The 18020-nt window shown below is 44.1% G+C and carries 19 protein-coding genes; 15 read left to right on the top strand and 4 right to left on the bottom strand.

Going from position 1 to position 18020, the window contains the following annotated elements:
• Nucleotide 1 precedes the first annotated feature (1 nt).
• The 5 genes from DVH26_RS20615 to DVH26_RS20600 all read left to right on the top strand — a co-directional run bounded on the left by DVH26_RS20615 (nt 2) and on the right by DVH26_RS20600 (nt 4482).
• The gene (locus DVH26_RS20615; protein WP_239624810.1) at nt 2-1609 is read left to right on the top strand and encodes an extracellular solute-binding protein; all 1608 of its coding nucleotides are present in this window, start codon (nt 2-4) and stop codon (nt 1607-1609) included.
• A gap of 242 nt (nt 1610-1851) precedes the next feature.
• The gene (locus DVH26_RS20610; RefSeq protein WP_481857528.1) at nt 1852-2403 is read left to right on the top strand and encodes a cupin domain-containing protein; all 552 of its coding nucleotides are present in this window, start codon (nt 1852-1854) and stop codon (nt 2401-2403) included.
• Between the two features lie 201 nt (nt 2404-2604).
• Nucleotides 2605-3222 (top strand): hypothetical protein, encoded by a 618-nt coding sequence (locus tag DVH26_RS20605; RefSeq protein WP_239624805.1) that lies wholly within the window; start codon nt 2605-2607, stop codon nt 3220-3222.
• A gap of 131 nt (nt 3223-3353) precedes the next feature.
• Complete coding sequence (locus DVH26_RS37355) at nt 3354-3752, top strand: RDD family protein (protein ID WP_481857527.1); 399 nt, start codon at nt 3354-3356, stop codon at nt 3750-3752.
• A gap of 163 nt (nt 3753-3915) precedes the next feature.
• Nucleotides 3916-4482, top strand: coding sequence for a maltose acetyltransferase domain-containing protein (locus DVH26_RS20600; RefSeq protein ID WP_239624802.1), 567 nt, complete (start codon nt 3916-3918; stop codon nt 4480-4482).
• A gap of 241 nt (nt 4483-4723) precedes the next feature.
• On the opposite strand, the gene DVH26_RS20595 is transcribed toward DVH26_RS20600, so the two are convergent.
• Together DVH26_RS20595 and DVH26_RS20590 are read right to left on the bottom strand one after the other, a co-directional pair.
• Nucleotides 4724-5377 carry a peroxiredoxin-like family protein gene (locus tag DVH26_RS20595; protein ID WP_239624798.1) on the bottom strand — a complete coding sequence of 218 codons (654 nt, stop codon included), beginning with the start codon at nt 5375-5377 and terminating at the stop codon, nt 4724-4726.
• 123 nt (nt 5378-5500) lie between these two features.
• Entirely contained in the window at nt 5501-6493 is a 993-nt protein-coding gene (locus DVH26_RS20590) for a helix-turn-helix domain-containing protein (RefSeq protein WP_239624795.1), read from the bottom strand.
• 503 nt (nt 6494-6996) lie between these two features.
• Here DVH26_RS20590 and DVH26_RS20585 point away from each other — a divergent pair.
• The 3 genes from DVH26_RS20585 to DVH26_RS20575 all read left to right on the top strand — a co-directional run bounded on the left by DVH26_RS20585 (nt 6997) and on the right by DVH26_RS20575 (nt 9943).
• A complete protein-coding gene (locus DVH26_RS20585) occupies nt 6997-7470 on the top strand; it encodes a GNAT family N-acetyltransferase (RefSeq protein WP_239624792.1) in 474 nt (157 codons plus the stop codon).
• 804 nt (nt 7471-8274) lie between these two features.
• Nucleotides 8275-9420, top strand: coding sequence for a stalk domain-containing protein (locus DVH26_RS20580; RefSeq protein ID WP_239624790.1), 1146 nt, complete (start codon nt 8275-8277; stop codon nt 9418-9420).
• Between the two features lie 361 nt (nt 9421-9781).
• A complete protein-coding gene (locus DVH26_RS20575; protein WP_239624787.1) occupies nt 9782-9943 on the top strand; it encodes a hypothetical protein in 162 nt (53 codons plus the stop codon).
• 382 nt (nt 9944-10325) lie between these two features.
• Here the strand turns inward: DVH26_RS20575 and DVH26_RS20570 are convergent, their stop codons facing one another.
• A complete protein-coding gene (locus DVH26_RS20570) occupies nt 10326-10778 on the bottom strand; it encodes a VOC family protein (RefSeq protein ID WP_239624784.1) in 453 nt (150 codons plus the stop codon).
• A 381-nt stretch (nt 10779-11159) separates the two neighbouring features.
• Here DVH26_RS20570 and DVH26_RS20565 point away from each other — a divergent pair, with 381 nt between their 5' ends.
• The 5 genes from DVH26_RS20565 (at nt 11160) to DVH26_RS20545 (ending at nt 14056) form a co-directional block, all read left to right on the top strand.
• The gene (locus DVH26_RS20565; RefSeq protein ID WP_239624782.1) at nt 11160-11351 is read left to right on the top strand and encodes a hypothetical protein; all 192 of its coding nucleotides are present in this window, start codon (nt 11160-11162) and stop codon (nt 11349-11351) included.
• Nucleotides 11352-11549: 198 nt separating this feature from the next.
• Complete coding sequence (locus DVH26_RS20560) at nt 11550-12023, top strand: MerR family transcriptional regulator (protein WP_239624780.1); 474 nt, start codon at nt 11550-11552, stop codon at nt 12021-12023.
• Nucleotides 12007-12450, top strand: a complete 444-nt coding sequence (locus tag DVH26_RS20555; protein WP_239624777.1) for a hypothetical protein — start codon at nt 12007-12009, stop codon at nt 12448-12450. Before DVH26_RS20560 ends, DVH26_RS20555 begins: the two co-directional genes overlap by 17 nt.
• A 155-nt stretch (nt 12451-12605) precedes the next feature.
• Entirely contained in the window at nt 12606-12998 is a 393-nt protein-coding gene (locus DVH26_RS20550; RefSeq protein ID WP_239624775.1) for an SRPBCC domain-containing protein, read from the top strand.
• Between the two features lie 185 nt (nt 12999-13183).
• A complete protein-coding gene (locus tag DVH26_RS20545; RefSeq protein ID WP_239635442.1) occupies nt 13184-14056 on the top strand; it encodes a phosphotransferase family protein in 873 nt (290 codons plus the stop codon).
• A gap of 293 nt (nt 14057-14349) precedes the next feature.
• On the opposite strand, the gene DVH26_RS20540 is transcribed toward DVH26_RS20545, so the two are convergent.
• The gene (locus tag DVH26_RS20540) at nt 14350-15165 is read right to left on the bottom strand and encodes a helix-turn-helix transcriptional regulator (RefSeq protein ID WP_239624772.1); all 816 of its coding nucleotides are present in this window, start codon (nt 15163-15165) and stop codon (nt 14350-14352) included.
• 181 nt (nt 15166-15346) lie between these two features.
• Between DVH26_RS20540 and DVH26_RS20535 the strand changes: the two genes are divergently transcribed.
• The gene (locus DVH26_RS20535; RefSeq protein WP_239624770.1) at nt 15347-16672 is read left to right on the top strand and encodes an ABC transporter substrate-binding protein; all 1326 of its coding nucleotides are present in this window, start codon (nt 15347-15349) and stop codon (nt 16670-16672) included.
• The gene (locus DVH26_RS20530; RefSeq protein WP_239624768.1) at nt 16669-18000 is read left to right on the top strand and encodes an FAD-dependent oxidoreductase; all 1332 of its coding nucleotides are present in this window, start codon (nt 16669-16671) and stop codon (nt 17998-18000) included. The genes DVH26_RS20535 and DVH26_RS20530 overlap by 4 nt, the downstream gene beginning before the upstream one ends.
• Nucleotides 18001-18020: the final 20 nt, after the last annotated feature.

The following is an 18020-nucleotide window of genomic DNA, read 5'->3' as shown; positions in this document are numbered from 1 at the left end:
TTTGAAGACAAAGGCAAAAAGATCTATCAGTGTTTCTTTGGTGGCGCTAACTTTCGCGTCTACATTGGCCGCCTGTCAGAGTAATTCAAATTCATCAAGCGGCACACAAAACGATACAGCAGGCACTACAAAAGAACATCGAACATTAACTGTCGAAGTTTTCGACAGAGGCAAACCCGGACAGCCGGATTTGAATAATAACTTCTGGACAAAGTATATCAACGATAATTTTGGCAAGCAGTTTAATGCCACAGTAAACTTTGTTTCAGTTCCTAGGGCCCAGGAAGTAGACAAGTTGAACGTATTGATGGCAGCCGGCCAGGCACCTGACATTTCCTACACCTACACGCAGGGTGTTGTTTATAATTATGTACAGCAGGGTGGTTTGGCAGAGCTGGATTCAGTTCTCAAGCAGTATGGAACTACTCTTACAAAGTATCTTGGTGATGATGTATTAAAGTATGGTAAATTTAATGGCAAGCAGTACTCTGTACCGGGCAAGAGGACTGTTCTCGCAGGTTCGAATACGTTTATCCGTAAAGACTGGCTTGATAAACTGGGACTTCCTGTTCCTACGACACCAGAACAGTTCTATAACACCATGGTTGCATTTAAAGAAAAGAATCCCGGAAATGTAAGCGGTGTCATTCCTTATGGTTATTCCCTGCAGCCTTCAGGTCCCGGATTGGGCTATATACCAGAAGCCTTTAAGCCATCTAATCTTACTGAAGAACAGTTTGCTACACTTCAGCCGCAAGCTATCTGGTCGACAAACTGGAATATGCCAGGGTTTGATAAAGCTGTTCAATATATGAACAAGATGTTTAATGCAGGCTTGATTAGCCCGAATTTCGCAACTGACAAGGATGGAAAACTGCTGGACGCGGATATTTCCAATGGAAAAGTCGGAGCCTTCCAGACTAACTGGGACGGTCCGTACAGGACAGCTCCCGGCACCTATGCCAACCTTACAAAGAACGTTCCTGGTGCTCAGCTTATTCCTATCGATCCATGGCAGAATGATGCAGGTAAACATCCTAAGAACGTGTACAGCCCGAATGGGATGTATATCATTATTCCTAAAACAAGCAAGAATGTTGACCTTGCAATACAATACCTCAACTGGATGGCTGATCCCAAGGTAACGCTCTTTCTCCAGAACGGTCAGGAAGGCGTGGACTACAATTTGGTTAATGGTGTTCCGAAACAGACAGGAACAACAAATTCCGGGGATAAAATGATGACTGTTGCAAACAACCTCGACTATGATATACTTTCAAACGGTATCGAACTTGGTGATCAGCAGAAGAATACTGCAGCCATTTCTGCAGGATATCCCGGTTATGAAAAAGATGTAGAGAATGCTTTAAAGGTAGGTATGGTGGACAATTATACTACATACTTCTATTCCATACCGAATGCAGCTGATGCCAAAAGCAACACAGAGCTTAAGAATCTTTCAGCTCAAATGCTGGCAAAACTAATTGTTGCTAAGCCTGCCGAAGTGGATAGCCTGTATAAATCATTGGTTCAACAGTACATGGGTCAGGGTGGCCAGGCAGTTCAAGACGAGTATGTAAAAAATTACAAGACTCAGAATGGTAAATAACAAGTTAATAAATAATCTAGAAACTGCTTCATTATGAAGCAGTTTCTTTTTTTCAAGAAAGCAAGAAATTATCACACTGTTAAAAGATGTTATGATTCTGGAATTCATATTATTGTTTCCACGGCGCGACCGCCTAGAGCCGCTAACCAATTTGCCCATTTTTGCGCTTTTTACATTCCTTTAAATAGGCAGTTGCATAGGATAAAGCGGTAAATAATGAAATAAATAAGAGGAGAATGCAAATGTACAGTAATTCTTGCCGTCACTATCAGCGGCATAATCCATTGCATAACAACTGGAATAATTATTCGAGTTATAATTGGAAACCTCATTATTACAATTGGAACATTAACACCTGGAACACTTATTATAGAAACATCGCATTACAAGATTATGGAACAAGACCATTTGTAGTAAATATTAACCAAGCAACTAAGTCAAACAATAATTATCGCACCGCTTTATGGACAGGGAAAAACTTACAGGTGACTCTGATGAGTATTAACGTTGGAGATGACATCGGTTTAGAGGTCCACCCGACAACGGATCAATTCATACGTATTGAAGAAGGTCAGGGACTTGTACAAATGGGAGATAGCAAGGATAAATTAGATTTTCAAGAAATGGCCTATGATGACTATGCGATTATGATACCTGCTGGGAAATGGCACAATGTAACCAATACGGGAAATAAACCACTTAAAATTTACGTTATCTATGCGCCGCCTGAGCATCCATATGGTACAGTTCACGAAACGAAAGCAATTGCAATGGCTTCTGAGAGAAATTACTAACATTAATCTAATGATTGAACTAACAGGTACGATAGCTCAACATAATCATCATAAGGCCGCCACGAATCAATCGGGCGGCCTTCTTAAGTTATAGGGTAGATCAGTGCAACCTTCCATTATTTGGCGCGTCTAAGTAATTGAAACGGATGGGACGAACGGTTATATAGTGAAGATCGAGAAAACGTTTAGGAGTGAACAAATGTGAGGATGTATTCTAAAGGCAACAAAATATTGATTGGTGTGGTTTTGATCGTTTGTCTAATGGGAGGTGCAATAGCATTCCAAAGCACATATGCTAAAAGTGCGACTAATCAAAGCCATACTCACACCTATCCTGAAAATAAAAATGGACAAACTTACGGTTCTAAGGAAGAAGCCACTCCCGATGAAATGCTACCTGACTTAATCCATGCAGGAAGTGTGGATGGCATTGCAGGATATGTGTTGAAAAAAGATTATCTCGAAAAACTTGGCCGTGATGTCCCGCTATATGATGTTGATGGGAAGACCATAATTGGTTCTGTTCATATTGGCGGTGCTAAGAATATGAACTTCTATCCTAAAAATAAAAACGGGCAGACATACGGTTCTGCCACAGATGCTACTTCTCCAGAAACGGAACCTGAATTAATCAGTGCTATAGGTGTGGATCGCACACAAGGATATGTACTGAAAAAAGACTTAGACGGTGAGCAACCAAAATCACCCGAGGAAGCCATTGCGATACAGAACAGCAGGTCACCAGGTGGTCGTGATATTCCCCTGTATGACGTTGATGGCGAAACCGTAATTGGTGTGTTTCATGTTGGAGGAAAGTAACAATAAAGTATGTTCAAGTGTTATGCTAACGGGTACGATAATGGAGGAGATTAGCACTTAGCAAGTTCCTCGGTTTTGTTTATTAAAGTATTGGGAGGATTGTTTAACCAATAGTAGAAAGAGGAATACCCATGAAAACCTACCGATTCTTAGCATTCTTATTAGATCATTTGATACTCTCATTTGTTTATTCTGTTGTGTTAATATTTCTTAGTTGGGAGTCTCTAATAACTCCCAATGAATCTAATTTCAATAAACCGTTTGAAATTTTTTATCCATTGTTAGCTGTAACACTACTTACTTCTTTCATGAAGGATATTTTTAACGGGAGAAGTATTGGTAAGAGGATTTTTAAACTTGCAGTAAGAGATGTTGATAATTTAAATCAAGTACCAAATAAGTTTAGGTTATTTATACGAAATATTCCACTAGTTATTTGGCCTTTAGAAATAATCCTTTTACTTATTATTAATAAGAGGATAGGGGATCAAATTGGAAGAACACAAGTAATTAGAACGGAACATAATTGAAGCGGAAGGATGGATAGTGTTCGGCTAACGGCTACGATAGTATGGAGCTGCCGCAAAGACAGCTCTTCTTCGATGTTCATTGAAGTAACGGGCAGTTATGCAGAATACGTTAGGGGTATAATGAATTTAGTCGAATTTAGCTTTTAAAGAAAGGAAGTCTAGAATGGATAACAAAACCGAGAAAGAAAAAATGTTAGCAGGAGAATTATATCTTGCTTCCGACCCACAGTTAACCAAAGACCGTGAAAATGCCAGGAGAATGACTCGATTATTCAATCAAACCTTTGAGACCGAGTATGAAAAGCGAGCAGAAATCCTCAAGCAGCTTTTCGGATCAACAGGCATGAGCCTCTATATTGAACCCACGTTTCGTTGTGATTACGGCTACAATATCCATGTAGGTAATAATTTTTATGCAAATTTTGATTGTGTGATTTTAGACGTATGTGAAGTCCGTATCGGTGAAAATTGTTTTATAGCACCGGGCGTACATATCTATACTGCCACACACCCACTAAACCCTTTTGAACGGGTTTCTGGTGCTGAATTCGGGAAGCCTGTAACGATTGGTAACAATGTTTGGATAGGAGGGAGAGCGGTAATAAATCCTGGTATAACAATCGGTGATAATGTAGTTATAGCGTCGGGAGCAGTAGTAATAAAAGACGTTCCCAATAATGTTGTCGTAGGAGGGAACCCAGCAAAAGTTATTAAGAACATTGATATATAAATTGCCCCTACGCGAAAAAGACGGGTTCCGTTTTTTCCTGATTACTCGACATAGCTGCCCAAATAATTTATAAGGGGTGCAGGCCCATAACCATCAAGCTAGGAATTTACTCTACAACCCCAAACGAAAACAAGCTAATCTTTTTGTGATAAAAGATAGCTTGTTTCGTTTAGGACATTCGAAAATTTTCTACCAACCATTTCACTACGTAATAGCTGTTTGATAAAGAAAAGCACCACAGTTATAGCGATTGAAGAAGGTTCAATATTTCATTAGGCTCCGTCCGTTTTGTGTAATCTGGGTCCACACTCGCAAAACGGATAACCCCCTGCTTATCAATGATAAATGTGGCAGGTACAGGAAGCTCCCATGAATCGTCGCCGTTATGTTCATCTAATGCAGCGCCGAGTGATCGATGAAAATCATGCAGATCATCCCGGAGCTTGAAATTAATCTTATACTTCTTCGCCACCTGATTGTGCAAATCACTCAAGACATGAAAGCTCAATCCGTTCTTTTCATGGACGCTTAACGAATGGTCCGGTTTTTGAGGACTGATGGCCAACAGTTGAGCGCCGGCTTCATGAATGCGGTCAATGATTCGCTGATAAGCTCTTAATTCTAAATTGCAGAACGGGCACCATCCCCCGCGGTAAAAGGTAAGGATAACAGGACCCTTCGCGATTTTTTCTGATAAAGTAATATTATTCCCTATTTGATTACCTAAGGTGAAGTCAGGCGCTATTGCTCCAATAGCTAGACCTTTAGCGGTACCCGATTCCCGAAGCTCCTGGGTCGAATGCACGAAGGCCTCAACGAACTCCCTAGGTAGAACCTCCAGACCATGCTTCGCCTGCGCATCCAACTCATCTTGCAATTTTAGATATTTTGCCACTGTCCATCTCTCCTTCCCTAATATATGTAAATCGTAACATTCTCCTAACCTTGCTTCTACCTGTAGGCGGAGACAAGTGCTGGTTAGCGGGATTATTTGCATCATTACAAACAAAAAACTATTTCAAGGAGTGTTTGGGGAAGAACTTAGCGGACGTCGAACAAACTGGCCTGGGTTGAAGCCATATTTCTCACGAAATACTTCCGCAAAATAACTGGGATTCGAATAACCCACGGCGTAAGACACCTCAATCACGCTGGTGCTACCATTCTGCAGCAAGCGATACGCTTTTTCCAGACGTTGATCCTTTAAGTAGCCGAACACCGTTCTGCCATACATTTCTTTGAAGCCAATTTTTAATTTATAGTCATTCAGGCCAATCAATCGAGACAGATCCATAAGTGAAGGCGGGTCCGTCATCTGCTCCAAAATTATTGCCCGAGCTTGTTCAATTTTCGCCATATCGGTCCTGGATAACTTGGTTGATGCTGGCTTATCGTCCATTAAGAAGGAGCCAAAGGCTAAAGACATCAATTCGAGGATTTTACACTCTATCTCAAGGTTTCGTATGCCCTGACCTCTGGCGGATTGCATCATATGTTTGAGGAGGACGAACGTCGCCGGATCTATAGTTTCCTGGAACATGCGGTATGGCTTCTCACCGATGATTCGATCAAATTCGACCGATCGAGCACCGCCTGTCTCTTCCACAAAGTGATGAAAGGTAGACACGGAGATACCAATACTCAGCATATTAACCGATTGATCTTTGTTAAAATACATGCTGGCCTCTGCAGGATTAGCAAATTGCAGAGTGTAGCTGCCAGGGGCTACCTCGTACTGCACACCAGCGACTTGGATTTCTCTAGTGCCTTCCAAGCAGTAGCTCAGCTCCACCATGGGTACCTCTGTGTGAAAGTTCACTTTACTGTCGTGATGCAGCTTGAACTCAGCAATTGCTAACCCAACATCAGAACGGGGTACAAAGCGATGAACAGAGCCCACGCCTATCCTTGAATGGAGCTTCATCTGTTCAGTTCGGTTATCCGTATGCCTGTGCATTTGAAGACCGTCAAAGAGAAGATTAAAGTTCTGATGAAAGTCAGTAGTACCCATAGCTCAGTCACCCCTCATGCAAATAATTATTAATTAATTATAAGTGTTAGTTAGCAACATGACTATGGCGGGTTGACGGACATTTGGATGGGCCTTGTTACGCAAACGGGCAGTTATATTATGTTGGAAGACAAGAACATGACCCGTAAAACCAGTTCCTGAATACTTATTTCTTGGTTATAATTTGGAGTATCAAAAACAATGTGCTTCTTTTGCTAAATGTTTGATTTTATTTGATGGGGGTGTTGTTTATAAGGGACCAAGAATTGAGCATGTGGATGTCGACTTAAACGAACAAGAGGTCAACCAATTTCGTTCTTTATTTAACTCTGTGCCAGCGGATAGCTTAAGAGCTTGTACTAAGCTTGCTACCAAAAGTAGAACAGTACACTCTAATAGATCAGGCTATTAGTTGAAATTATGATGAAATTTCAAATATCTTCGTAAAAAAGATGTTTTTACAGCTTCCAGTTTTAATACAAGACATGTAGGAGGGAGTTTCATTGCTTCTTCGAAGATTTCATGAGACGGATATTGACCAGATAATCACTTTATTTTATGAGACAGTACACACGATCAATAAGCAAGACTACACTCAAGAACAAGTAAATGCATGGGCTTCCCCGGCGGATATGAAGCAGAGGAAAGAGGTCTGGTTGAAAGCTCTAACTACCAATATTTCATATGTTGCTGAAATGAATGGTTATATCGCGGGCTTTTCTGACATGAGTCCGCAAGGTTACCTGGATAGACTATTTGTTCACAAAGAGCATCAAGGGCAAGGAATTGCTTCTGCGTTAGTAGACACGCTTGAATATGAAGGCAAAAAACTAGGTTTAATCGATATAGAAACCGATTCGAGTATTACCGCTAGACCCTTTTTTGAAAGAAAAGGGTACATCTTAGTAAAATCGCAAATCGTTGAACGCAATAACACTCAGCTAATGAATTTCAGAATGAAGAAGTCTTTACTTTAACAGGCACGATAGCTCAGTATTAATCCCGCCGAAATTGCGCCCACGAGGAGCGTTTTCGAACTGAAGCTTCAGCCCATCGGCTTTCACCCATTGTACATTTTCCTCATTCCTCATCTGTTTATAACCGCTTACCAACCTCCCATTGATTAATTTATATGGAGCAGTTTGCCGACGGCAGCTGCTCCATTTCATTTAAGCTAAAGGGCAGTTTAGAGTGGAAGACATCAGGATTCTTTGAAGGAAAATAGGGCTGACTGTAGAAGAGACATTGGAAACGGAGAGAGTTTACTTGAAGAGGCGCTTTTCGGTAGGTAAGGCCGAATGGTCGGACACAAGAGAAGATCAGTTTCGAACAGACTGTCTGGACATTGTCTTTAGGATCGGTGACTTACTGGAAAGAAAAGACAATACTGTTTTTATAATAAACTACGGGGTTTAGCGTTCAACTTACAGGTACGATGTCATTGCTCGCGATAACCCTGATAATGACAAATTCTCGAGGTAAACAACATTAGATATTCTAATGATCGTTTATTGAAAAGTATAAAAACGAGGTCATTATGCTAACGGGTACGATAATTTAATAAACAATAAGGACGCGGTTGCCGGCATAAATGGCAGCCGCGTTATGCTAGTGGGCATTTTTCGCAACAACTTGGAGTTAACTTGAGTTGCCGCCGGAATCGTGATTAGTGCGCTGCTTATTAATTATTTTATTCATATTATGAAATTTTTTCCACCATTTGTCGTCTAAATTTATGAATCTAAATATAGTTAACTAAATAAAGTTAAGGAGTTGAAGAAATGAAAAAATTAATCGTTGGACTTATGGCAGGGATAATGATCGGCTCGGCTGCAACGGCTTTTGCTGCGGAAGATATCGACAAGGAGGTGAAAGCACTGCTGGGATCGTTCAACTTTAAAGTGAACGGAGTGGAGAAGAAGCTGGATAAGACACCGCTTGTTTATGAGGGCACAGCTTACTTGTCTGTGCGGGAGGTTGCAAAGCTAACGGGGTATGAGGTGGATTACACGGAAGAGACTCGTACTATTGATTTGAACTCTAACCCCCCGAGTTCTCCTCCATCCGCAGATGCTGCGCAAAAAAAACCGGAGCCCGCTTCTGAGGAACAGGCGAAGGGCAATAGTCAGGAAAACATGCGGGTACCCAAGGCTGGAGAAGCCAACTGGGTCTATGCCTCCTATCTGGAAAAGGCATTTATAAGCAATAAAATTTCTTTTGGACTTGGCCCAGTTAATAATGAGGAATTCTTTGTCAGTTTTTCGCTTTCCGAAAGGCTAGGTATGTTTAAACTGGAACATTCTTCTGATTTGCTCGATATAACACCATTAATTAGAGCGGGTATAGTGAAATTGGAAGCCGGAAAAATCACGGATGTGGGGTTGGACAAGGCAGCAAAAATAGAAGATCGGCCAGAAGCTAAGGTCGGTAACGGCAATTGGGTCGAATTCTTCGATCTGATGAATACGTTAGATCGAAAAAAAATAAAAAGTTATGGCGGAGGAGGAGGCAGAACAACCACCTATACAATTAACGGAACCGAATATAAGCTGCAGCAATCGCAAAGCGGCGACGATACTATTTTGTTCGATATTACTCCATTAATTGAAGCGAAAATTGTGACATTAGATGAAGTGAAAAACAAACCGGTACCCCAAACAAATCATTTGCCGAAAGTCAAGGCTGGTGAAGGCAACTGGATACTTTATTCTGATCTGCAGGATGCAATCCGGAGAAAGTTTGCAAGGGCCGGAGGCAGCGGAGGCGGTGGAGGAAATGTTATCCCTGAGTTTATCTCCGTAGGTATTGATCGTAAGGAATTCAAATTAAAAACAGGACTCAACGAGAAGGGGGAGCTCATGGTCGATATGACTCCTTTGATCGAAGCAGGAAAACTCTCATTATTTGAAGTGGCGGGCAGAAAATAACGTTACCTGTCTTGGCGGTCATCTTTTTGGCCGCCTTTTCGAGAAAAAATGATTTTTCATTCGCAGTGACTCGAAATATGTTAGTTGTCAGACGGCACAAACATTATCCGTTTTTCAACATGTAATCAGGAGGTACTTGTACATGACAAGTAGTTGAAGTGTCATACTTTATATTAAGCAAACTATCGGAGATGATATGCAACCCCGATCCAAGAAAGATCTGAAAGTGTCGACATTGTTTCAATCGATAACAAAATTTGTATGAAATCATGTTAGAGATGTGCTCATATGCGACGGACAACATAATCGTGGCTTTGCAAGCTGATGCGGGGCGGCTTATCGCGAGTTTGGAATTATCAAGATGAACCAGGTTCAAGTGGAGCTTAGCGTACCAGAGGCACAGATCAGCAAGATCAAAACCGGCTACAACATTGAAGTGGAAGTCGGCAATCTGCCGGAAAAACATTCACAGGAAAAGTTTCGGAATTCAGTATTACAGCTGGAGAACGCTGTTTCTTTATAAATGTGCCGGTTGATGTCCTTGCTGCAATACCTAGCTTCTTTTTCCTAAGTCTATGTTAATCCTGAAGTAGATTTTTACGATAAGAAAACCGCCTCGTTGAAGAGGCGGCTTATTGAGCTATCGTATCCGTTAGTTGAGTCCCTTTAATTTGGTTTTGCATTGATTTCCATTAAAGTTCATGCATCACGAAGTCCCATCCGAGTTAAGGCAGCTTGCTGCCGGCCGCGATGCGGTTAGTCGTTGCGGATATGTCCCGGCAGTTACTTCCTCGTTCCTTGTTTCCTGGGACCGAGGGTCACCAAGACCCGGAGCGTGAATGCGGTGTTTTTTTGATGCACCCGACTTCTTAAAGATACTTTCACACTGCATTTATGTTTCTATTTTATTTTTTACCGAGTTGTTCCGCCAAACCGATTAGAAGTCCTTCATTTCCACGAATGTAGCAGATCCGATACGAGTCCTCGTACTGAACCACTTCGCCAACGAGCTGAGCACCATACTTAGTGAGTCTGGATACCATTTCGTCAATGTCTTCTACGGTGAACATGACGCGTAGATAACCGAGGGCATTTACAGGAGCAGTTCGGTGATCTGATATTGTAGGCGGGGTGAGAAATCGTGAAAGTTCAAGTCGGCTGTGGCCATCTGGGGTAACCATCATAGCAATCTCTACACACTGTGAACCCAGCCCGGTTACACGACCAGCCCATTCCCCTTCGACAGTAGCCCGCCCTTCGAGCTTCAAGCCAATCTCCTCGAAGAAAGAGATTGCTCCATCAAGGGATTCTACAACGATGCCAACATTATCCATTCTTAGTAATTTGTTTTCTGCCATAGTTTTATCTCCTTATGTGTACAAATTTATTACCTGATCATCTTCAAATTTATTCTATCAAGAATTACACTGACGGTCACGGGCAACGAGTACACATACTTGGTCATTATTACTAATACCACGAAATTTGGCTTTTCCGCCGCGTGACCAATCTGAAATTCGATACGCTTGGAGCTGCAATGTCGGTCATTGGGGATCTCTGCTGCTTGCCTTGAGTAAAGGACAGTCGGAAGGATTGACTTTGCAGTATCTCGTCACCGTGTTCTTCATTTCGGCAGTAAGCTTTGCACTGCTATTATTGGTTGCTTAATTTGAACTTACGGATATCTTGACGCTCACTTTAAAGTGGTTACCCCGCAGAGCAAAAACAAGGACGCTGCCATGAAAGTCGTGGAAGTGATGACCTCCGATGAGGTCCAGCTTAAGATTGCACGGAAGTACAGCAAGATGTCGCCGCTCAAAAATCCTGAAATCAAGAAGCAGTTGGCGGCAGATATAACGGGTATGATAACTCAAGGTGCCTTCCAGGAGCGATTGCAGATCGGCCCTCGTACGGTTTATATGAGTTGTTAGCAACGAAAGCTGAGATTACTTAAAAGTGGATAGAAGGCGCTCTAATTGTAATCGGCGTGCCTTTTCTTTATAGATACAATATCTTCTTTTTTAATGAGTAAGCACTAATTCAAACTTTAGAGATTGCTTGATTACACATGAAGAAAAAATGAAAAAGTGTCTTGACATTAGAGGTTACTCCAATGTTATTTTTAATTCATGGAAAAACATTATTCGATACAAGAGGTTTCGCAGAAGCTTGGCATCCCGAAGGATACGCTTCGGTACTATGATCGGATTGGAATCGTTTCGCCGTCACGAGAAGGCAATCGATACCGCAAATATTCGACGAACGACCTCATCGACTTGATGAATATTCAAATCATGCAGTATGCAGATTTTTCTCTTGACGAAATCAAGGGGAAGTTTGCTTTCCACAGGCTGGGGAAAGTAGACCCCGATTATTGCAGGGAGGTTGCTGAATTCATCGAGGCCAAAAATGCGGAAACTCGCAAGAAGATTGCCCATCTGGAAAAGGTTAGTCAGTTGCTCGACTTAGCAGCCGAGACGCTAAGGGACTATAACCATGAAAGCGATCAGCGTCTGGCAAAGACCGTTCGAGAGATTTACCTGGATATTCGTAAGAAGGAACCTGGAATACCAGAGGAGGGATGTCATGGGCATCAGGGTTAGAAATTTATATTATCTGTTTGCCGGGGTTCTTGCGGTACTGTTTGCCATTACACACGTATGGAACGGGCAATCCACTGTGCTGCCGGCGCTTCAGATGAGCTCGATAGCCATGGATACCCGGATAGTATTCATGTACGTCTGGCACATGATCACAGCGGAAAATCTGGTCTTTGGCATTGTCTTCATTTTCATGTCATTGCAACGCGAGCAATCGAAAATCCGGTCTGCCGCATGGACGATCGTGTTGCTTCTGCTCGTAAGGTTAATGGTCATTCTTGGTATTACAGCATATCAGGATGCTTCGGCACTTATGGATACGTTAATTGATTCGATTGCTATCGTAATCTATGGCGTTATCATTTTACTGGGTATAAAAACGAAGAAAGAAAAGTTTAGAGAGTTACCACAGTCCAGTACGGTGAAGTGAAGATAAGACAGATCGAGAGGAAAGAGAATTGCGCCCCTCTGCTGCAGACTGGTTATCCGAAAGACGGATTTCGACAGCTAGAATATCGCTAGCCGGTGAGGAATTTATGATATTTTTGCGAATCCTTATAATAAAACAATAAGGGATGGTGTACGATGAGCTATGAAGCGAATAGTACCATTTTGATTGTTGGTGATGTTGAAACCGTATGGAACGCTTTAACGGACCAGTGCAAACTTACCCAGTGGTATGTGCCGGGCTCACCATGGGAAATTCCCAAATTGAAATCTGGAGAAAAAATGACTTTTACTTTAAAGCCTAATGCTCATAACAAGCTAACCGAGAAGCTGCCAATGTCCTTAACCATTGAAAAGGTCATCCCATTACATGAATTTTCGTTTTATGTGGACTCCAATCAAACGCTTATTTCCTTCGTTCTAGAAAGAGAAAACGGCGGAACCCGAGTTTCGACCAACATGAGGGGCTTCGATGAGTCGCTAGCCAATTTAAAAGCTTTAGTAGAGGGAAAGGAAATTCCATACATTTAGGCAAAAAGCTTGGTCGAAAAGTGTAAGGGTCATCTGCGTTCTGATGATTCTTCACATACTGCGAATGGCTATATCGTCTAAGAATCCGACGCAAGACCGGTCAAGTTACTTGTTTGGCAATGAACGGTACTTTGCTGTATTCCCTTGGAGGTGCATCAGTGAAACGTAATGACCAATATGAATCAATGATAAAAGATCAGTTCCCCGATATGAGCATTCAATCCGTTGAATCGCTTGGCGAAGGCTTCAGGAACTACGCAATCCTGGTTAATGGAGAGTGGGTATTCCGTTTTCCGAAAAGTCAACAAGGAGCAGATGAGTTGAATAAAGAAATTCAATTGCTACCTCTGCTGGTCGGTTGTGTTAAGGTTAGCATTCCACAATTTGTATATATTGGAAGACAAAGCGATGGATCTCCCTTCGTAGGCTATCGGAAAGTCCAGGGCGAGATATTGGGGGAGGACGGAATGAACACTCTCCTTGATTATGTAAAAGATCGATTCGCTCTGCAGCTTGCTGACTTCATGAATGTATTGAGCTCATTTCCCGTTGAAATTGCGCTTCATGCTGGTGTACCTATTCGTAATCCGATGAAAGAAATTCTCTTGCTAAAAGAAGCGGTGGAGCAGCAGGCGTTCCCACTTCTTAATGATTCTTTACGAGACTATCTTACCCTCCGCTTCCAATCCTATCTGAAGCATCCGGGATTTCATCGATATACACCGGCGCTTATTCACGGCGACTTGTCGCCGGATCATTTTTTGTTGGATCCACATCTGACATCATTAACTGGCATCATCGATTTCGGAGATGCCGCGGTAAGTGATCCTGTTTACGATTATGTATATCTTTTGGAGGATTGCGGCGAGCCGTTTACACGGCAAGTGATGGCTTGCAGAGGTGAGGTTGGCTTGGACGAGCTGATGAGAAAAGTCTCCCTTTTTGTAACATTCGATCAAGTAAGTTATCTGATAGAAGGCCTAAAGGCCGAGGATCGTGACTGGATTAACGAAGGGTTGGATCTATTGGAAGAAGATAGGGCTACCTGTAAGGGCTAATTTCGAGACGAATGACGTGATGAGAAACTACCTGTTCAATTTTACATTAAAGTAATCGGCAGACTGCTTCAACAACAACAAGAATCACAGCTACTGTAATAAACTTGAAATAAACTTGAAATCATTTATTCACGTTGCTTTAATAAATACAGCCTATAATAAAAGTTAACCCCCTTTTTAAATATAAATCTTAGCCCCACAGCCCGTTGCTGTGGGGCATTTTTTTCATAAAGGCTAGCAATATATTCATTGGATCAGAATATGGGAAAATTGGTTCGAACGCCGAGCGGGAGTTACAAGCCGTGCTCCTTCCGGTACTGCATAGGCGTCATCCCGCAGTTGTTTTTGAACACGCGGCTCAAATAGAAACCGTTCTGATAGCCGCAGCATTCCGAAATTTGATCCAGCGTCAAAGTTGTCTCCGTGAGCAGCTTTTTCGCTTTGTCGAGACGAAGCGAGGTCAAATATTTGCTCGGCGTCGTTCCGAGCTCATCGTGAAATTTTTTGCACAGCTGAAACCGGCTTATTCCAATCGAAGCGGCAATATCATACAGATGAAGCCGTTCGAACGCTTGTGATTGAATTTGCTTGACTGCCTGCTGAATGAGCGGATCGATCGGTCGGACTTCCGTCACGGTTGGAACCGGCTCTTCCTGTTCACAAATCATCATCCATATATGATGGAAATAGTGATTTCTGCTGATCATCCCCCGTCTGTCTTCTTCGGCGAATGGCCTCTTTAGATCGGCGTAGTCTTGAGTGAGACGTCCAGTATCGTGCAAGCTGATTTTGCCGATCGGAAGACGGTTGAGTGTTTCCGGACGAAAAGGATGCCCGCTATCGTCTTCCCAGTTCATCCGCAGCACGAACAGTGTAACGGGAGAAATAACAACCCGGCGGAACGGGACGTCCGGCGGACAGAAGACGAGATCGCCGAACGAAGCGTTTCCTTGCCGATCTCCGATTTCGTAATAGAACGAACCGTCCTCGACGGCGAACGCCAGCCATTCCTTCTGCACGCTCTCATACTCGAAAAATTGTTCGCGCCGCACATGACGACGGTAGTACGTTAGCTTCGGAATATGCTCGTACAACGCATAGCTGTTCATCAATATTAACCTCCACTCGGCTGCGCTTTTCAAACAGATCGGGCTCCGATACATCGCAAGCACAATCGTATATAGTTCAGTTTACAATAGTGCATGGCTAAACGAAAGCGCTTCCCGCTACAATAAGGATGGGAAGCAGGCCTGCGGACCCCGATAATCGTTAGGGAAAGGGAATGGTCGAATGAATAAAATAGGGGCGGTCGCATGCGGCTTAGGGCTGCTGCTGTCTTGCGCAGTAACTGGATGTTCCGGGGGCGGCAGTGCCGGGAATTCCGTAGTCAAGCCGGCAGAGAAGGACAAAGAGGAAGCGGCTATAGTGAATGCCAACGATCCGGCTGAGCTAGTTATTTTCGGTCAGGTTGGCAACACGGAGCAGGTGTGGAACGAACGGTTCGGCGCGGCGCTGAAACAGAGGTTTCCGAATTATACGTTTAAGTATATTCAGAGGAACAGTCAGAACACGATCCAGAACATGATTGCCTCTGGTCAAACAATCGACCTCATCCACGATTCGATTGGCGGCATCAATGCCGACATTGTCAACACCGGCTACGGCTACGATTTGGCGGAGATGATCAAGAAGCATCAGGTCGACTTGAACCGGCTGGAGCCTTCTGTTCTGCAATCGGTATCCGTGCAGGGGAAGCTTTACGGTCTTCCGCTTCATGACGGCGGATTAGTGCTTTATTATAACAAAGATATATTCGATAAATTCGGCGTGCCTTATCCGAAGAACGGTATGACATGGGACGAAGCGATCGAGCTGGGCAAGAAGCTAACCCGGTTCGACGGGCGTCAATATGTTGGTCTGGGTATTTCCGTCGATCATATGCTGATGATGAATCCGTATTCGCTTCCGTTCGTGAACGAGACGACAGGGAAGGCAGCGTTGAATAACGAGGCTTACCGTAAGCTTGTCAGCAAGTCGATCATCGACCCGATTTCCGGAGAAGGCTACCAGCAGCATTTGGCAACGCTCAAACGGACGTTGAACAACGATGATTTTATGAAGGAAAAAAATGTCGCGATGTTCGTCATGAACTTTTATTTACAACTTCAGCCCGACTTCGATACGTTCAATTGGGATATGGTTTCTCTTCCGGTATTCCCGGATTTGCCTGGTGTCGGCACTCAGCCTTACCCAAACGGCTTGTTCCTGACGAATATCAGCAAATATAAGGACCAGGCGATGGAAGTTTTGAAATATACGGTTTCGGATGAGTTCCAAACGATGCTGTCGCGCAAAGGGTTCGTCCCTGTCGTCAAGAGTGAGGCGGTCAGGAGCGTGTTTGCCAAAGATACGGCATTCAAGGATAAGCAGCTAATACCGGCGATGTTCACGAATAAGCCGGCTCGTCCAATCTACCATTCCGATATGGAAGGGCTTGTTACCGCTCCTCTCAAATCCAATTTAATGAAGGTCATGACGGGCGAAACCGATTTGAATACGGCGCTCCGAGACGCCGAAGAACAGGCGAACAAGGCGATGGAAGCGGTGAAGAAATGATTCGGATTAGCAAGCAGCCGGTAACGGCCGGCGATTCAATTACACGTTTCGCAATGGACGTAACCGTTCATGAAGAGTATGACGTTATTGTGTTCGGAGGCGGAAGTGCAGGCTGCACGGCGGCTGTACAGGCGGCCCGGGCAGGTAGACGAACCGCGCTCGTCGAGAAAAACGGCGTGCTTGGCGGTACGACAGTCGTCGCCTCCGTCAATTTTCCCGGACTGTTTCATGCCTGGGGGAAGCAAATTATCGCCGGTATCGGCTGGGAAGCGATACAGCGAACGGTCGAGCTGGGCGGTGCTGAGCTTCCGGACTTCACCGTCGTGCCGGCCAAACATTGGCAGCATCAAATACTGGTCAATCGGTTTATCTACAGCACGGTGTTGGATCGGCTGTGCCTAGACGCAGGCGTCCATCTGCGGCTGCATGAGATGCCTTCGCTCATCGAAGAGACGGAAGACGGCGTCTATGTCGCGGTAACCGGCAAGTCCGGATTGAAATGGCTGAAAGCTCGCAAGCTGGTTGATGCGACCGGCGATGCGGATGTGACAGGCATGATGGGCTACGCGAGAAAGAAAGGAGACGTTCTGCAGCCGGGGACGCTCATAAACGATCTAACCGGCTTTGAACTGGCCGATATCGATCCAAAGCTTCTTGATCAGATATATGAGAAGGCGCTGCGCAGCGGTCAATTAGGCGCGAGTAGATTCGGATTGTACAACGAGCTGAAGGCGGGAAGAATCAGTATGCATGTGCAAGGGATAGATGGCTCGAGCTCCGAATCGAAGACGATGGCGGAAGTTCAGGCCAGGCGTACGCTGTTGGACACCGTTACGCTGCTGAGACAAGTTCCGGGATGCGAGCGGCTCGTCGTCCATTATTTCGCAAACGAATGCGGTATCCGCGAGACGTGGCGCATCGAGGGAGAAACCGAGGTCGACGAGCAATCTTACACGAGCGGATATGTATGGCCGGACGCGATCAGTTACAGCTTCTATCCGATCGACCTGCACCATCACAGCGATCTTCGTATCGAGCAGAAAATGATCGCTCCGGGCATTGTGCCGACGATCCCGTACGGGGCGCTTATTCCGAAGGGAAGCGACCATCTGCTCGTAGCCGGCCGCTGCGCAGCGGGAGATCGGATGGCTAATTCCGCCTTTCGCGTGCAAGCAAGCTGTATGGCGACCGGCCAGGCGGCGGGAATGGCTGCGGCAATCGCAGCGGATAGAAACATATCTGTACGCGATGTGCCGCTCAGTGAGCTTCGCGAGCAACTAATGGTTTTCAGGGCTATAGTCCCGGGTGCGACACGCAGCGAAAAGTAATTTTGTTGCCATAATAAATG

The sequence above is a fragment of the Paenibacillus sp. H1-7 genome (assembly GCF_022354825.1).
Classification (GTDB): Bacteria; Bacillota; Bacilli; order Paenibacillales; family NBRC-103111; genus Paenibacillus_S.
Note: the sequence above shows the minus strand (reverse complement) of the source record. Positions and strands in the feature narration are given on the sequence as shown.

Coding starts and splice junctions, on each gene's coding strand:
- DVH26_RS20570 (WP_239624784.1), bottom strand. CDS start 10,778: ATGGCAGAAAACAAATTACTAAGAATGGATAATGTTGGCATCGTTGTA.
- DVH26_RS20540 (WP_239624772.1), bottom strand. CDS start 15,165: ATGAACAGCTATGCGTTGTACGAGCATATTCCGAAGCTAACGTACTAC.
- DVH26_RS20530 (WP_239624768.1), top strand. CDS start 16,669: ATGATTCGGATTAGCAAGCAGCCGGTAACGGCCGGCGATTCAATTACA.
- DVH26_RS37355 (WP_481857527.1), top strand. CDS start 3,354: ATGAAAACCTACCGATTCTTAGCATTCTTATTAGATCATTTGATACTC.
- DVH26_RS20565 (WP_239624782.1), top strand. CDS start 11,160: ATGAAAGTCGTGGAAGTGATGACCTCCGATGAGGTCCAGCTTAAGATT.
- DVH26_RS20550 (WP_239624775.1), top strand. CDS start 12,606: ATGAGCTATGAAGCGAATAGTACCATTTTGATTGTTGGTGATGTTGAA.
- DVH26_RS20580 (WP_239624790.1), top strand. CDS start 8,275: ATGAAAAAATTAATCGTTGGACTTATGGCAGGGATAATGATCGGCTCG.
- DVH26_RS20560 (WP_239624780.1), top strand. CDS start 11,550: ATGGAAAAACATTATTCGATACAAGAGGTTTCGCAGAAGCTTGGCATC.
- DVH26_RS20545 (WP_239635442.1), top strand. CDS start 13,184: ATGATAAAAGATCAGTTCCCCGATATGAGCATTCAATCCGTTGAATCG.
- DVH26_RS20535 (WP_239624770.1), top strand. CDS start 15,347: ATGAATAAAATAGGGGCGGTCGCATGCGGCTTAGGGCTGCTGCTGTCT.
- DVH26_RS20600 (WP_239624802.1), top strand. CDS start 3,916: ATGGATAACAAAACCGAGAAAGAAAAAATGTTAGCAGGAGAATTATAT.
- DVH26_RS20610 (WP_481857528.1), top strand. CDS start 1,852: ATGTACAGTAATTCTTGCCGTCACTATCAGCGGCATAATCCATTGCAT.
- DVH26_RS20575 (WP_239624787.1), top strand. CDS start 9,782: ATGAACCAGGTTCAAGTGGAGCTTAGCGTACCAGAGGCACAGATCAGC.
- DVH26_RS20590 (WP_239624795.1), bottom strand. CDS start 6,493: ATGGGTACTACTGACTTTCATCAGAACTTTAATCTTCTCTTTGACGGT.
- DVH26_RS20555 (WP_239624777.1), top strand. CDS start 12,007: ATGGGCATCAGGGTTAGAAATTTATATTATCTGTTTGCCGGGGTTCTT.